Source organism: Methanocaldococcus lauensis, from assembly GCF_902827225.1.
GTDB lineage: Archaea > AGJL01 > Methanococci > Methanococcales > Methanocaldococcaceae > Methanocaldococcus > Methanocaldococcus lauensis.
Genome location: NZ_LR792632.1, coordinates 293276 through 308954, shown reverse-complemented (window position 1 = coordinate 308954; position 15679 = coordinate 293276). Strand labels below are relative to the sequence as shown.

At 30.8% G+C, this 15679-nt stretch carries 19 protein-coding genes; 12 read left to right on the top strand and 7 right to left on the bottom strand.

Going from position 1 to position 15679, the window contains the following annotated elements; genetic code table 11:
* The first annotated feature begins 38 nt into the window (after nucleotides 1-38).
* The 11 genes from mcrA to KMP69_RS01695 all read left to right on the top strand — a co-directional run bounded on the left by mcrA (nucleotide 39) and on the right by KMP69_RS01695 (nucleotide 9411).
* Nucleotides 39-1700, top strand: a complete 1662-nt coding sequence (gene mcrA, locus KMP69_RS01745; RefSeq protein WP_214400257.1) for a coenzyme-B sulfoethylthiotransferase subunit alpha — start codon at nucleotides 39-41, stop codon at nucleotides 1698-1700.
* Nucleotides 1701-1957: 257 nt separating this feature from the next.
* A complete protein-coding gene (mtrE, locus tag KMP69_RS01740) occupies nucleotides 1958-2857 on the top strand; it encodes a tetrahydromethanopterin S-methyltransferase subunit E (RefSeq protein ID WP_214400256.1) in 900 nt (299 codons plus the stop codon).
* A gap of 33 nt (nucleotides 2858-2890) precedes the next feature.
* A complete protein-coding gene (gene mtrD, locus KMP69_RS01735) occupies nucleotides 2891-3583 on the top strand; it encodes a tetrahydromethanopterin S-methyltransferase subunit D (protein ID WP_214400255.1) in 693 nt (230 codons plus the stop codon).
* A gap of 54 nt (nucleotides 3584-3637) precedes the next feature.
* Complete coding sequence (gene mtrC, locus KMP69_RS01730) at nucleotides 3638-4438, top strand: tetrahydromethanopterin S-methyltransferase subunit MtrC (protein WP_214400254.1); 801 nt, start codon at nucleotides 3638-3640, stop codon at nucleotides 4436-4438.
* A gap of 9 nt (nucleotides 4439-4447) precedes the next feature.
* On the top strand, nucleotides 4448-4771 hold the full coding sequence (locus KMP69_RS01725; protein WP_214400253.1) for a tetrahydromethanopterin S-methyltransferase subunit B: 324 nt from the start codon (nucleotides 4448-4450) through the stop codon (nucleotides 4769-4771).
* A gap of 13 nt (nucleotides 4772-4784) precedes the next feature.
* Nucleotides 4785-5507, top strand: coding sequence for a tetrahydromethanopterin S-methyltransferase subunit A (gene mtrA / locus KMP69_RS01720; RefSeq protein WP_214400252.1), 723 nt, complete (start codon nucleotides 4785-4787; stop codon nucleotides 5505-5507).
* Between the two features lie 35 nt (nucleotides 5508-5542).
* Nucleotides 5543-5758, top strand: coding sequence for a tetrahydromethanopterin S-methyltransferase subunit F (gene mtrF, locus KMP69_RS01715; RefSeq protein ID WP_214400251.1), 216 nt, complete (start codon nucleotides 5543-5545; stop codon nucleotides 5756-5758).
* Between the two features lie 5 nt (nucleotides 5759-5763).
* The gene (gene mtrG / locus KMP69_RS01710) at nucleotides 5764-5988 is read left to right on the top strand and encodes a tetrahydromethanopterin S-methyltransferase subunit MtrG (protein WP_214400250.1); all 225 of its coding nucleotides are present in this window, start codon (nucleotides 5764-5766) and stop codon (nucleotides 5986-5988) included.
* A 30-nt stretch (nucleotides 5989-6018) separates the two neighbouring features.
* Nucleotides 6019-6978, top strand: coding sequence for a tetrahydromethanopterin S-methyltransferase subunit H (mtrH, locus tag KMP69_RS01705; RefSeq protein ID WP_214400249.1), 960 nt, complete (start codon nucleotides 6019-6021; stop codon nucleotides 6976-6978).
* Between the two features lie 165 nt (nucleotides 6979-7143).
* Entirely contained in the window at nucleotides 7144-8706 is a 1563-nt protein-coding gene (locus tag KMP69_RS01700; RefSeq protein WP_214400248.1) for an FIST signal transduction protein, read from the top strand.
* Between the two features lie 18 nt (nucleotides 8707-8724).
* Nucleotides 8725-9411: a V4R domain-containing protein gene (locus tag KMP69_RS01695; RefSeq protein ID WP_214400247.1), complete on the top strand. Its 687-nt coding sequence runs from the start codon at nucleotides 8725-8727 to the stop codon at nucleotides 9409-9411.
* Nucleotides 9412-9424: 13 nt separating this feature from the next.
* Here the strand turns inward: KMP69_RS01695 and KMP69_RS01690 are convergent, their stop codons facing one another.
* The 7 genes from KMP69_RS01690 to KMP69_RS01660 all read right to left on the bottom strand — a co-directional run bounded on the left by KMP69_RS01690 (nucleotide 9425) and on the right by KMP69_RS01660 (nucleotide 15182).
* Entirely contained in the window at nucleotides 9425-9955 is a 531-nt protein-coding gene (locus KMP69_RS01690; RefSeq protein WP_214400246.1) for a DUF2096 domain-containing protein, read from the bottom strand.
* The gene (locus tag KMP69_RS01685) at nucleotides 9952-10254 is read right to left on the bottom strand and encodes a DUF749 domain-containing protein (RefSeq protein WP_214400245.1); all 303 of its coding nucleotides are present in this window, start codon (nucleotides 10252-10254) and stop codon (nucleotides 9952-9954) included. Before KMP69_RS01685 ends, KMP69_RS01690 begins: the two co-directional genes overlap by 4 nt.
* Nucleotides 10255-10294: 40 nt before the next feature.
* Entirely contained in the window at nucleotides 10295-10783 is a 489-nt protein-coding gene (locus KMP69_RS01680; protein ID WP_214400244.1) for a DUF2118 family protein, read from the bottom strand.
* Nucleotides 10784-10809: 26 nt separating this feature from the next.
* Nucleotides 10810-11763: a polyprenyl synthetase family protein gene (locus KMP69_RS01675; RefSeq protein ID WP_214400243.1), complete on the bottom strand. Its 954-nt coding sequence runs from the start codon at nucleotides 11761-11763 to the stop codon at nucleotides 10810-10812.
* Nucleotides 11764-11781: 18 nt separating this feature from the next.
* Complete coding sequence (locus KMP69_RS01670) at nucleotides 11782-13128, bottom strand: RNase J family beta-CASP ribonuclease (protein ID WP_214400242.1); 1347 nt, start codon at nucleotides 13126-13128, stop codon at nucleotides 11782-11784.
* Nucleotides 13129-13292: 164 nt separating this feature from the next.
* Nucleotides 13293-14369, bottom strand: a complete 1077-nt coding sequence (gene fni, locus KMP69_RS01665; RefSeq protein WP_214400241.1) for a type 2 isopentenyl-diphosphate Delta-isomerase — start codon at nucleotides 14367-14369, stop codon at nucleotides 13293-13295.
* Between the two features lie 75 nt (nucleotides 14370-14444).
* Nucleotides 14445-15182, bottom strand: a complete 738-nt coding sequence (locus KMP69_RS01660; RefSeq protein ID WP_214400240.1) for an HDIG domain-containing metalloprotein — start codon at nucleotides 15180-15182, stop codon at nucleotides 14445-14447.
* 130 nt (nucleotides 15183-15312) lie between these two features.
* Here KMP69_RS01660 and KMP69_RS01655 point away from each other — a divergent pair, with 130 nt between their 5' ends.
* Complete coding sequence (locus tag KMP69_RS01655; RefSeq protein WP_214400239.1) at nucleotides 15313-15675, top strand: cysteine-rich small domain-containing protein; 363 nt, start codon at nucleotides 15313-15315, stop codon at nucleotides 15673-15675.
* Nucleotides 15676-15679: the final 4 nt, after the last annotated feature.

Here is a 15679-nt window from a genome sequence, read left to right as displayed (position 1 = left end):
TAAAATAATATAATAATTATGTCTCAGAGGTGAGTGAGATGGATGCAGAAAAAAGATTGTTCTTAAAGGCATTAAAGGAGAAGTTTGAAGAAGATCCAAGAGAAAAATACACAAAGTTCTATGTATTTGGAGGATGGAGACAATCAAAAAGAAAGAGAGAATTCGTTGAAGCGGCACAGAAGTTAATTGAGAAGAGAGGAGGAATTCCATTCTACAACCCAGATATTGGGGTTCCATTAGGTCAAAGAAAATTAATGCCTTACAAAGTTTCAAATACTGATGCAATTGTTGAAGGTGATGACTTACACTTCATGAACAATGCCGCAATGCAGCAGTTTTGGGATGACATTAGAAGAACAGTTATCGTTGGATTAGATACAGCACATGCTGTCTTAGAGAAGAGATTAGGGGTAGAAGTTACTCCAGAAACTATTAATGAGTATATGGAAACAATTAACCATGCTTTACCTGGAGGGGCTGTTGTTCAAGAGCACATGGTCGAAGTTCACCCTGCATTAGTTTGGGACAGTTATGCTAAGATATTCACAGGAGACGATGAATTAGCAGATGAAATTGATAAAAGATTCTTAATTGATATAAACAAATTATTCCCAGAAGAACAGGCAGAACAAATTAAACAGGCAATTGGTAAAAGAACATACCAAGTCTCAAGAGTTCCAACATTGGCTGGTAGAGTTTGTGATGGAGGTACTATTGCAAGATGGAGTGCAATGCAGATTGGAATGTCCTTCATTACAGCATACAAACTCTGTGCTGGAGAGGCAGCAATTGCTGACTTTGCTTATGCCGCTAAGCACGCAGATGTCATTCAAATGGCTTCATTCTTGCCTGCAAGAAGAGCAAGAGGGCCAAATGAACCAGGAGGAATGTTCTTTGGAGTTTTAGCAGATGTTGTTCAAACATCAAGAGTTAGTGACGATCCTGTCGAACAGTCATTAGAAGTTGTTGCCGCAGGGGCAATGTTATATGACCAAATCTGGTTAGGAAGTTACATGTCTGGAGGAGTTGGATTCACACAGTATGCTACAGCATCCTACACTGACGATATCTTAGATGACTTCTCATACTACGGTTATGACTATATAAATAAAAAATATGGTGGTTGTAACAGTGTAAAGCCAACAATGGATGTTGTCGAAGACATTGCAACAGAGGTAACATTGTATGCTTTAGAGCAATACGATACTTTCCCAGCATTATTAGAGGATCACTTTGGAGGATCACAAAGAGCAGCAGTTACTGCAGCTGCGGCAGGAATTACAGTAGCATTAGCTACTGGAAACTCAAATGCTGGAGTTAATGGATGGTATCTAAGTCAGATCTTACATAAAGAATACCACAGCAGATTAGGATTCTATGGATACGACTTACAAGATCAGTGTGGAGCCGCTAACTCCTTATCATTTAGAAACGATGAAGGTTCTCCATTAGAATTGAGAGGACCTAACTATCCAAACTATGCAATGAACGTTGGACACCAAGGAGAATATGCAGGAATTACACAGGCGGCACATTCAGGAAGAGGAGATGCATTTGCACTTAACCCATTAATTAAGGTTGCATTTGCAGATCCATCATTAGTATTTGACTTCAGATACCCAAGAAAAGAGTTTGCAAGAGGTGCTTTAAGAGAGTTCGAACCAGCAGGAGAAAGAGACCCAATTATTCCTGCACACTAAAATTAATTTAATTTTTAAATTCTATTTTTTATTTTTTAACATATTGTTATTTATTTTGTAACATTATTTTAGTGGATTTTAAATAGCACTAAATATGTTTATTATAAGCATTCTGTAAGAGTTTTAGATTTTGGCAAATATCTACTAATTAAAAGAAAGTTAAATAAAAATTAAAAGAATTTTATCAAATCTAAATAGAAAACCTTATATATTAACCACCATAAAGATAAATCGTATGTAGAATGAGGTGATTAAGCATGGATGCTACATTAATAGCATTAGGAGCTCTTGCATTAAGTGGAGCATTAGCAACAGTTGCTGGATGTGCAGAAGATGCAGAATCGGATGTAGGTTCTCAATCAAACCCAAACTCTCAGGTTCAGTTGGCTCCACAGATGGGAAATATACATAGATATTACAACAAGGCAATATCTGGGGAGCCAGTTTCTTATGGTTTATATGTAGCAGTTGCCGGAACAGTTGCCTATGCATTAATAAACTTAGGTATTTCACCAGTTTTAGCATTAATTTTAGGAGCTGGTGTAGCTGCATTTGTTCATGGTGCATATGCAGTTTCAGCCTACTTGGGAAGAATTGTAGGGCAGTCAAAGAACTTTGGTCAGCCAGTTTATTGGGATGTTGTAATGAGTCATGTTGGTCCAATTGTTGGACATGGTTTTATTGCTGTCTTTTGTATGGTTTTAATGGCATATATTGCCAATAATATATTAGGAAATCCATTTCCATTGCCTTTAATTGCGTTAATATTTGGAATTACTGTTGGGGCAATTGGTTCCTCAACAGGAGATGTTCATTATGGAGCTGAAAGAGAATATCAAAAATATCCATTTGGAGGAGGAGTACCTGTTGCTAACCATGGAGATATCGATATTAAAGCAGAGTATGGTTTAAGAAATAGTATGGACTCATCATATTTCTGTGTTAGAGTTGGAAGTGTCTTAACTGGTTTATGCTTTGGTTTAATTGTTTTCTTAGATGGTTGGAGAGGAATTATTGGAGATATATTACAAGGTAAAAATCCAATTCTTTCATCAATTATTTCAATAATTGTAGGTTTAATAATTGTAGCAATTTTAGCAATAGCAAATAGAAAAATTGAAGTCTTTGCAAGAAACAAGTTTGGTCCATACAAGTAAAATTTAAAAGAAGTTATTAAAAGGTGATAATATATGGATATAATTAATTTGGCTATTTCACTAATTGAAATAACTATTGCAGGAGCTATAATCAATGCAAGTGTTCATTTTGTCCCTGTTGGTGGTGCTCCAGCAGCAATGGCTACATCAACAGGGGTAGGTACTGGAACTACTCAGTTGGCGGCAGGAGCTGGTTTTACAGGATTGATGGCTGCTGCTGTTATGTCATCTAAATTAGGTATAGATGGATTAAGTTCTATCTTAATTTTACTCTCAGGAGCTATTGGTTCAATGATTATGCTGGGAGTAACAATGTTAATTGGTCAGTTAATTTATGTTTTTGGAGTGGGTGTGGTTCCAGCAGCTGACAAGTGTGAAATAGATCCAATAACAAAAGATCCTCAAAAACCTTATATTACTCCCGGTACTACTGGACATGGAATTCCTACTGTGTGTTTCATAAGTGGGTTGATAGGAGCAGCTTTAGGGGGTATTGGAGGGGCTTTAGCTTATATTGCACTTATTAATATAGGATTTTCAATGGCAGTTGCTGGAATTTTAGCAGTTGGTTTCTTCTTTATTAATGCAGTTCTTGCATCATATAACATTGGAGGGACAATTGAAGGTTTCCACGATCCTAAGTTTAAGAAAATGCCTAATGGAGTTATAGCATCTACAATTGCTTCATTTGTTTGTGGTATCGTTGCAGTATTAATGGCTCTCTAATACTAACAATAAATATAATAAAATACCAAAATAACATAAAATTTGGTGATAATCATGTCACATGGTGGAGGAGGTCATGCAGCTGAATTGTATCCTGAAAATCAAATATTTGCGGCAGGTGTTGTTTTATCATTAATTGGAATTTATGCAGCTCATTTCTTATCTGGATATGGTTTATCAATGCTGATTGGAGGATTATTAGTATCATCAGCATGTATTGCAGGGGCAAATACTGTTAGAAAAGTAGCAGCATATGGTTTGGGAACTGGAGTACCATCAATTGGTATGGTTAGTTTAGGTATGGGTACATTATCAGCAGTTGCAGGAGTTTTAATACCAAAAGCTGTTGGTATAACATCATTAGCTGCACCAATATTAACATTAGTATTATCATTTATTGTTGGATTTATCGTGGGTAAATTAACTGTTAAACCTGTTGGAATGAAAATTCCAATTATGGTTAGAAGTATGACATATCTATCAGTTGCAGGAGCTTTAGCATTATTAGGATTTACAACAGCATATGTTGGTAGTTTAGATCCTAAAATGTTTATTGATGGAGCATTAAATTCAGGAGTCATGGCTTTAGCATTTATTGTAGCAGGTATGGCAATACTACATCCATTCAATGCATGTTTAGGTCCAAATGAAAGCCATAAAAGGACATTAACTTTGGCAGTATCTTGTGGATTACTTTCATGGTTTGTATTTTCAGTGGTTAAATTAGATATTTTATCAATCATAGCTTCCATAATCTTATGGGCAGTATTTTATGTGAAATTTGTAAAGATGTCATTCAAAGATGCTTGTGCAGTTCTTTATGTTCCTGAGATTCCTAAGAAAGAAGAACAATAAGGTGGAAACATGGAAATTGTTAAAATATGTCCTGAACTTGATATAGCTATGGATGTAGATTCAGGATTAGTAGCAGAAACAAGAAAAGATATTTTAATGGTAGATTTAAATCCTGTAGAAGAAAGAATTAAAAAATTAGAGGAGTTAGTTATAGCTTTTGAAAACTCATTAGATCCAAGAAATCCTCCATTAAAATCTTTCCCAAATAGAGATAGGGTTTATGAAATAGCAGGATATTTTAAAGGGATATTCTTTGGTTTTTGGTTAGCTTTAGCAATAATGACACTTGTAATATTTGCAATAATTAAACTATATCCTGGTTTGATTCAATAAGGAGGTGTAAATTATGGTAGAAAAAAAATCTCCAGCCCCAGGTTGGCCAATAGTTTCTGGGGAGTATGTTGTAGGTAATCCTGAGAGTTGTGTTGGAGTAGTAACTCTTGGTTCTCATGGTTTAGAACAGGCATGTATTGAGGCTGGAGCAGCTATTGCTGGTCCATGTCACACAGAAAACTTAGGTATTGAAAAAGTTGTAGCAAATTATATTTCAAATCCTAACATTAGATTTATGATCCTTTGTGGTTCTGAAGTTCAAGGACATCTAACAGGGCAATGTTTTAAAGCATTATGGGAGAATGGTATTGATGACAGTGGGCAAATTGTAGGTGCAAAAGGAGCAATTCCATTCTTAGAGAATGTTGATAAAGAGGCTGTTGAGAGATTTAGAAGGCAGATTGTTGAGCTTATTGACTTAATTGATTGTGAGGATACTAACAAAATAACACAGGCTATAAAAGAATGTTTAAGTAAAGATCCAGGAGCTATTGATGAAGAACCAATGATATTAGAATTAGAAGGTTCTAAGGGTGGAGAAGAGGAAGAAGGTTTGGCGATAAAACCAATGTCTCCAGAAACTGCCTTAATAGAAGCAAGAATAAGAATGATTTCCGAAAAAATTAATTCTGCAGCATTACTTTCAAAATATAATTCAGGATATTATAATGGAAAAATACAAGGATTGGCTATAGGTTTGTTTATCTCAATACTTTTATTTACATTAGTGATCTAAAGTAAGCTTTTATAAAATATAAGTAGGTGTCAATTATGGAAATTGAAGGAATTCCAACAGTAGTAAAACCAAACTTAGAACACTGTGACAAACACTTAGAAGATTTAGAGTATAAAGTAGGGCTAATAACAAGAGATATTGGTTTAGCTTCAGGAATATATACAAAATCTACAACAGGGGTAATTATTGGAGCAGTTGGTGCTATTGTACTAGTAGGAATTCCAATTATATTAAAAGCTATAATAGGGTGAATTAAATGACTATCATTACACCAAGTGATGATTTTAAAAAGATAATGAAAAAATTAGATGAACTTGAAGAGAAAGTAGAAAATACCAATGCTGAAATATTCCAAAGGGCTGGAAAAAAAGTTGGTAGAGATATAGGTATAGCCTATGGGTTGATTATTGGAACCATACTATCAATTATATTACCTAATTTGTTAAATATAATGCAATTAATTATAAAAATGTCTCATTAAATAAAATAATTTTCCTGAGGTGATGTAATTATGTTTAAATTTGAAAGAGAACAGATGGTTGTTGAAATCGCAGGTAGAAAAATAGGAGGTCAGCCAGGAGAATATCCAACAGCATTGTCTGGAACCATATTTTATGCAAGGCATAAGATTGTAGAAGATGAAAGAAAAGGTATCTTTGATAAGGCGGCAGCTGAAGATTTAATAAACAAACAGGCAGAGATGGAAGACATAACAGGTAATCCAGCATTAGTTCAAGTATTTGGTGGAACTCCAGAAGCATTAGTTAAATATATTGACTTCGTTGCTGAAATTTGGGATGGTCCAATGTTACTTGACTCAACTGCAAAAGAAGCAAGAATGGCAGCTGCAAAAAGAGCAACTGAGGCAGGATATGCTGACCAGTGTATTTACAACTCTATTAATGTTTCTATTGATGATGAAGAGTTCCAAAACTTAGTAGAGAGTGATATAGAGGCTTCAATTGTTTTATGTTTTGATCCAATGGATTCAAGTGTTGAAGGTAAACTAAATGTTCTATTAAATGGTGGTAAAACAGCTGATAAAGGAATGTTAGAACTTGCAGAAAAAGCTGGTATCAAGTATCCATTAGTTGATGTAGCAGTTACACCATTGGGTAATGGAGCAGGTAATGCTGTTAGAGCAACTTTTGCCGTTAAAGCAAAATTAGGATTACCTTCTGGAAGTGGTATCCACAACGTACCATCAGCATGGGACTGGTTAAGAACATTTAGAAAACAGTTAAGAGAAAGTGGTAAGACACAGCTGGCAAAAGATGTCCATCATGTATGTGATATTGGAGCAAATATAGTTCAAGTCATGGCTTCAGGAGACTTCGTCTTATACGGACCTATTGATAACGCCCAATTAGCATTTCCAGCAGTAGCTATGACTGATGCTATGATTGCAGAAGCAGCAAAAGAAATGGGAATAAATCCAGTAGATAATCATCCAATTAACAAGTTATTATAAAAAACATTCTCTTTTTTATTTTTTTATTAATAATTATGATAAATTTAATGATAAATAATAATTTAAAGATATATAATTTTTATATAATTTAATCATAAAACATATATAAGTGTAAATTCATTATAATGATGAAGATAATAAAATTCTTCATTCTTGGGTGTTTATATGCAAATATATAAAACATATATACATACAAAAATTAATAATCCATATGAAGATGGATTAAAAATTGGAAAAGAAATTAAAGAAAAAATAGGATCTCCATCATTAATGATACTTATAACATCAATATTTGATGAAGATAAATTAAAAGAATTTTTTACTGGATTAAAAAAGAATATTTCATTGGAGGGGCTTATAGGTTGCTCTACAGGAGGAACATTTGTAGGAAATAATTATATAAAAGAAGATGGAGTTTTAATATTAGTTTTTAATAGATATTTCAAATATGCAACTACATATAAAAAAATTGAAAAATGTGCAGAAAAAACAGGAAAGGCTGTTGCCTTAGATATAAAAAATATCCTGAGATCCAAATATATGTCCTATTTAAGTGTAGAAGACAAGTTTCTTGGATTTTTATTTTCTGATTGGGATTCTAATCATGAACAAGAAGTGTTAGATGGATTAGGAAAAGAACTAGGAATACCTATTGTTGGAGGTACTGCTGGTAATGATGGTTCATTTGAAAATATTTTTTTAATATATAAGGGGGAGATTGTTAAAGAAGGTTGTGTCTTTGGAGTTATTGGTGGAAAAATAAAATTTGACTTAATTTATGGACATGGATATGAACCCACTGATATTTATGCAAGAGTAACTAAATCAGAAGGTAGAGTTGTTTATGAGCTAGATGGAAAGCCAGCATATCAAAGATACTTAGAGATGATTTCAGAATATACAAAACTTCCTAAATATATAATTGAAAAATATATCAAAATTGATAAAAAAGAACGATTAGAATCTATAAATTTCTATTTAATCCATCCTTTAGGTTTTATGGATATATATGGGAATGTTATAACGGCATTTTTGGAGGGTGTAGATAATAATAAGTTAATATTTAGAAGAAATATAGCTGAAGGTTCATTTTTAATATTGATGAAAACTAATTTAGAAATGCAAATTAAATCTCTTTCAAATAAAGTAAGAACTATTAAAAAATATTACAAAAATCCACTCATATTTATAAATGAATGTTATGGACTTGAAGTTCTTAAAAATCCTATGTATAGAAAGAAAAATCAGGATTTACCGTATTTTTTTGAATATTTTTATGATGGCTTTAAGAATATAGATAAATACCTTATTGGTACTGAATGCATTGGTTGGTTGTCCTATGGGGAGATAATTTCTAAAGACATAATTAGACTTCATAACAATCTATCTTTTACGGGGGTTGTATTTGAATTAGAGGAATTAAGCATCAATCCTTATTATACTCTAAAAAGCTTTGATTTTTCCGATGAAGAAATTAAAATTATTCTAAATTTATTATATAATGAGCTAAGCATAGAGGAACTATCAGAAAAGACAAATATGTCTATTGAAGACGTGAAAAAAATCATAAAAATACTAAAAGAGAAAGATATAGTAAAATACATTGACGTAACAGGGAAATACTACATAGATGACCTAAAAAATGTTCTCAAAAAAATTGATGAAGAGATAGACAAAAATTATAGAATTAAAAAATTAGAAAGAGAAAGATTATTAAAAATTTTATAAATAAAATGAGTGATCTAAATGTCAACATCAGCTATGAAGATTATTGAAATGCTAAAAATTATTGACAATCGAGCAAAATTTATGGGGATAAAATTAAATATGATGAAAAATTTATTAGAAAAATATAAAGATAATAAAGAATTACTAAAAGAAGTTTTAAAAATTACAAAAGGAACTAGACTCCATGAATTAATATTAGAAGCTTATCCTCCATTAGAAACCTTAGAAAAAGAAATTGAAGAAGAGGACATGACTATCACTCTCGAAGAATCTGAAGAAGAAAAAAAAGCAGAAGAGTTTTGTAGTTTTGATGGTTATGTATCTATTATTGCCTATGTAAGGGAATACATGAGAAAATACTATTTTGGATATAATGTAAAAAAAATTTTCTATGAAATAGGTAAAGATTATGCAATTAAAATGGGGATTAATAATTATGATACAATGATTAATTTTATGAATGATGAATTTGGTGAAACACATATTGAAACTTCAGAACCTTTAACATTCATCGTTAAAAACAATAAAGAGGCTATTAATTGTAGAGCTTCAGAACCTGTTTGCTATATAACAGCAGGTTTTATAGCAGGATGTTTAGAAAATATAACTGAAAAAAAATATATGATTGAGGTTACTGAAAAAAAATGTCTCGCAAAGGGGGATCCTTACTGTCAATTTATTGTAAAAAAGTCAATAAGGATATAAAATAAATAAAAAATTAAAATTCCTCTTTCCAGAGAATTGCAAAGTCTTTTAAAGCTCTTTTTACTCTTTCTATATTTCCTTCAATAACTATTTTATTATCTTCATCACTATATTCAAATATAACTCCATACCATTCTCCTAAGTCGCTTAATCTTTCTATTTGAATTTCTCTTTGTAATCTTACTCTTATTGATTCTACTTTTCCTTTTTTTCTAACTTCTTTAGTATATATACTTCTATTTAACGGGAATTTTACATTTAATTCTCCTCTAATAACTTTTGTCATTTTATTTAAATATTCCTCTAATAATTCTGAATTACATAAACTAAATAGTTGAGATTGAATAAAATTTAATTCTCTTTCAATATTTGGAAGCATAGTTATAGATACATGGGGGTCTAATATGTAATAGGATATAAGGGCATAGGTTAATCTAAGCTTTTCAAAAACAATTTCGGGAACTTTAATCCCTCTTTTAACTAATTCAGCTGATAGCTCAGATAATATTACCCACTGTTTATCTAAGTTTCTAACATCTTTCATTTCTTTACCCTCTCAATGTATCTTTTTAAAATTTTCTCACTATCATAGTTAAGTCTCACATTCATTTTTTTTAATTCTTCTTTTAATTTCTCAATGTCTGTATCTTTATCTATAAAGAACGCTTGATAACTTGTAGTAGAGGATATATTAAAAATTGCAACTACATCATCTTCGTTTAATTCCCTTTTGTCAATCGCCGCTCTAACTCTAACAAAATTTTCCATTTCGCTATTTAACGCTTCTTTAACAGTTAATATAGAGATTAATGTAGCAGTAAATTCTACTTTACTATTATTCATAAATCTCCCTCAAAATTATTATTCTGTATTATTAATTATTTTAAAGTTCTTCTTCAAATTTAATCTCTTTTTCTGGTAATATGTAGAATACATAATTTTCTCTCTTAGCAGGAACTTCTTTTAAGAATACTACAATTCCATTAACTGGTGTATTTACAAACCTTATATCACCCTTTCTACTCTGTAAGGCCGCTAATCTATGTCCTTCTAAAATTCTACATCCAAAATCTACTATTGGATAAACTTTATAACCCTCAGCAGGAATTTCTAATAACCTTGTTCCTTTCTTTATATAAGTTAATTGCTTAACTCCTCCAACTTCATACTCAATAAGCATATCTTTTGTAACTTCTCCCATAAGAACATATTTATCAAAGTCATCATATATAACTTGATACAATACTTTTCCATTTCCACTATACTCTTCATCTTTATCTAAAAACTTAATAACTTTTCCATTATTTTCTATAACTACTTTTCTTCCTTCATGTTTTTCAGCATTTTCAACGTATAATTTAGGAATTCTCATTTTATATCACCATATAAAATAAAATTTTAATATATCCTTTCAATTATAAAGTCAGCTAAATCTTCTAAAACTTTTCTTCTGTCTTTATCAAATATCTTTAAATAGTTCTTTGCTTCTTCAGTTTTTTGTTTCATAAGATTTTTAGCATAATCAATTGAAGGTTTTAATATTTCAATAATTTCCTTAATTTCTTCATCACTAATATTTTTATTTCCTAAGACATTTAATAGTTTTTTCTTATTATCTTCATCCAATGTTTTTAAAGCGTGAATTACAATAATTGTTTTTTTTCCTTCTCTTATATCACTTCCAACTGGCTTACCAATCTTCTTCTTATCTCCAATTAAATCTAATATATCATCTTGTATTTGGAAAGTTAATCCAATTCTTTTTGCATATTCCTTTAATGCTTTCCTTTCTTCCTCATTACAATCTCCCATAACTGCTCCAATTTCTACAGCCGCCTCTAACAATGCACCTGTTTTTTTTCTAATCATCTCTAAGTATTCTTCCATACTTGGGAAATAGTTTTCAAATTCCATATCCATAGCCTGTCCTTCGCAAACATCTACACAAGCCTTTGATAGAATTTTTAAAACTTCATAAGATTTTTTCTCATTGTTTATCTTTGAAACAGCCTCAAAGGCTTTAGCATATAATAAATCTCCAGCTAATATTGCTATAGGTTCTCCATAAACCTTATGAACTGTTGGTTTTCCTCTTCTCTCATCATCGTTATCCATTATATCATCGTGTATTAAAGTGTAATTGTGAATCAATTCAACGGCTACAGCCGCTGGAAGAACTTTTTCAATATCATCCTTTTTTAGCATGTATGTTACAACAGTTAAATATGGTCTAATTCTTTTACCACCAGCAAATAGTAGATGCTTTGACGCATTATATAATTTATCATCTTTATTTACATAGTTTTTTAGTTCTTCATCTATTTTTTGTAGTATATACTTATCAAATTGCATAAATTTCACCTCAAATTATTAAATTATCCTTTCAAAACTTAAACACTGTCCATTTCTTAATAAATGAACATCTTCTCCTAATCTATATCCTTCCTCTTCTGCTAATTTTGTATATTCAGCAGTTAAATTAAAGTCTCCATGAGAAGGAATAATATGTTCAGGATTTAACCATCTTAACATATCTCTATGATCTTCCTTTGAAGCGTGCCCTGAAACATGAGCCCCTTTAAATATTCTAACCCCCAATAATTTTAACCTTGACTCTAACATGTATCTCTGAGCTGCGTTCATTGGATTTGGTATAGGATCTGCTGAAAATACAACACAGTCGTATTTCTCAAATTTGTAAGGTGTTTTGTTAGTAGCCATTCTTGACAATACAGCCCCTTCCTCACCCTGATGACCAGTTGCAATTATTAAATATTTCTCTTTTCCTTCTTTTGCTATAGTTTTTAAAGCCATTTCTATAGAACTTGGATCTCCATAAATTCTTAAATCTTCTGGAAATTGAACTAAACCAATATCTTGAGCTATCCCACAGTATCTCATCATACTCCTACCTAATAAAATAGGAGTTCTACCCATTTTTTCAGCTATGTCAGTAATGGACTTAATTCTTGCAATATGTGAAGAGAATGTTGTAACAATTACTCCATTTTTATCGTTATCTGCCGCTAATAAATCATTCTTTAATAAACCAGAGGCAATAATTTCTGGAGGAGTTTTTCCTTCGTGATTTATTCTTGTAGTCTCAGATATAAAACAAAGAACTCCATTTTTACCCACTCTTTTTATTGCCCTATAATCAGGTCTTTCACCAACTACTGGAAAGTTGTCAAATTTAAAATCGTTACCGTAAACTATAGCTCCATATGGAGTATGTAATACAGGTAAAACAGAATCTGGAATACTGTGAGTAATTCTAATAAATTCTAAGGTTAAATTTGGTGTTAAATCTATAGACTCTCCAGCGTTTAAAACAATTAGTGGATTTTTGACATTAAACTTTTTTTCACTTAAAATTTCTCTTTTAACTAATTCAATTGTGTATGGAGTTCCAATTATTGGAGCATTGTATCTGTGAGCTAACTTAGGAACTGCCCCAATGTGATCTAAGTGTCCATGAGATAAAACAATTGCCTTAACTTCACCCTCTATATTTTTCATAACTGTATCATTAGGAATTATTCCTTTTTCTATTAATTCTAAACTGTGTAGTTTTGATATATCAGTATCTTCGTGAATTAAAACTCTATCTAACCTAACTCCCATATCAAATATTATAATTTCTCCATCTACATTAATAGCTGTCATATTTCTACCTACTTCTTCATATCCTCCTATCGCAATAATTTCTAATTTCACATTTATCATCTCCTAAGTTTTTATTTTGTTTTAGATTTAATTAAGGTTTATTTTATGCAAATATGTTATTATTTGAATTTAAAATTTAATTTACTCAAATAAAAAATAACAAACGATAATAACAATGACAACCAATAAATTGAATAATGAATAACTATATAAATTTACAATCTTTGTGAAATCCAATCTTTTAAATAACCTTTAACTATGTAAGGTGTTTTTTTAAGTTCTTCAATATTTTCTGCTCCTACTAAAAACATTGCAATTTTTAACTCTTTAATGTATTTTTCTAAAACTTTAACAACTTCTTCCCAACCTTTTAATGATGCCTTTAATATAGGTAATGCTACACCACAACAATCACAACCAATCGCTATACATTTGGCAATATCTAATCCACTCCTTATACCTCCAGAACCTATAATTATATTATTATAAACACTTTTTACTTCAAATATAGATGCAGCAGTGGGAATTCCCCAATTTACAAATTTTTTTAATAAATCTTTTGTTTCATCATCTTTTATTCTTAAAAGTTCAACTTTTGCCCACGAAGTGCCTCCGCTTCCTTGGATGTCAATAGCATCAAAGTCTATATTTTTTAAAATTATAGCATCTTCCTTTGAAAAACCTTCTCCAACTTGTTTAGCAATGAATGGAATATCTTTATATTTCTTTTTATAATTTGAAATAATCTCTTTAAGTTTATCTATATTTTTAAAGTTTAAATCACCTTCTGGTTGTATAATTTCTTGTAATGGATTAAAATGTATTGCCATTGCATCAGCGTCTATCATCTCTACGGCTTTATCTATAATCTCCTCATCCCAGTTATCAACTATAAAATTAACAGCCCCTAAGTTACCTATAACTAAATTGTCAGTATAACTTCTAACTATGTTGTAAGTATCTATTAGATCTTCATTAACAATAGCCGCCCTTTGAGAGCCAACACCCATTCCTAAACCTAACTCATCAACTGCCTTGGCAATATTTTTATTTATTTCTTTTGCTATTGTATGCCCCCCAGTCATTCCAGAAACAATAATAGGGGCTGAAAGTTTTTTACCAAATAATTTTATTTCTGTTTCAATGTCATTGAAATTAATTCCAGAGGTTCCTCTATGTATTAATTCAACATCTTCTAACAAAGTTGTTTTATCATATTCAACATTACAATATTTACATAACAGTATATGTTCCAATTTTCTAACTTCTATTTCATTTTTACTATAACCCATACTTTCACCAAATATATAAATATTTGCTTTATTTTTAAAATTTTTAAAATTTTAAGAATATTAAATTTAAAAATCTTAATCTATTTTCTTTATATTTTCTTCCTTATCGTTCTCACTTTCAATAATAATTTCTAATGATTTTAGAATATTCTTTAAATATTCAATACATTTTAATTTTCCTTCTTTACTTCTAACTTCATAAACTTTCAATGGATTAATTGCTTTATATATTTCATTCTCAGAAATTCCTAAATCTCTACTTCTTGCTTGGCATACTCTTACAGCAACATCGTTGATTTTTGAATCAACTTCATCAGCATAATGGACTATATACGCCTCTATAGAACTTGGTCTCGTTGGAGAATGCTCCCCGTGATGTGAAGCAACTATCTTTATAACTTCCAATGGAAAATCTCTTTTATAAAGTTCAGCAACTGCTAAAGTTAAGTGATCTAAATTAAACATATCGTAGTGGTCATAAATCCCATCCTCTTTTTTAATGTAATTGTATGGCTTCATTATATCATGTAATAATGCCCCAGCGATTATATAATCTCTATTAACATTAACTCCATAAACTTCCTCTAAAACATCTGCTATCTTTAAAGCCATCTTTGTTACTGAAATTGTATGCTCAATTAACCCTCCCTCATATCTATGGTGCCAATTTATACTTGCTGGTGATTCTTCAACACTAATTCCTGTATCTACAATCTCTGGATGCGTTGCCTTAGGATTTTTTAAAAATTCTATAACTTTTTTTCTTAAATTTTCATCTTTTATCAGTTCAGCGAGTCTAATTAATCTTTCCATTATAATCTCCTCCTAAATTTTTATAATAAAAATTAAATAACTGTGAAGTTAAAGACATATTTTTAGTAAAAATATAAAACATTTTTTCTATAACATTAATTATAATCACTGTATCTACTGAGGTGAAGAGATGATAGAATTAGCTAAAAATCATTTAAAAAAAGTTTTAGAAACCTGTGGAGCTAATAGAAATTGTGAATACTATCCATGCCATTTTGATGGGCAAGTTTGTTTATGGTGCTACTGTCCATTTTATCCTTGTGAAGATTATGAGCTTGGAGAATACATTGAAAGAAAAGACGGATCTAAAATTTGGAGCTGTAGTAAATGTTTTTGGGTTCATAGAATAGATATAGCTGTTGAAATATTAAAAGAGATTTTTAATCTAACAAAAGATAAAGGGATAGATGAAGCTTTAGAATTATTAAATGATCATGAATTAATGTTAAAAATAAAAGATAAAGTTAAAGAAAAATATCCTGTAAATAGGTGAAAGC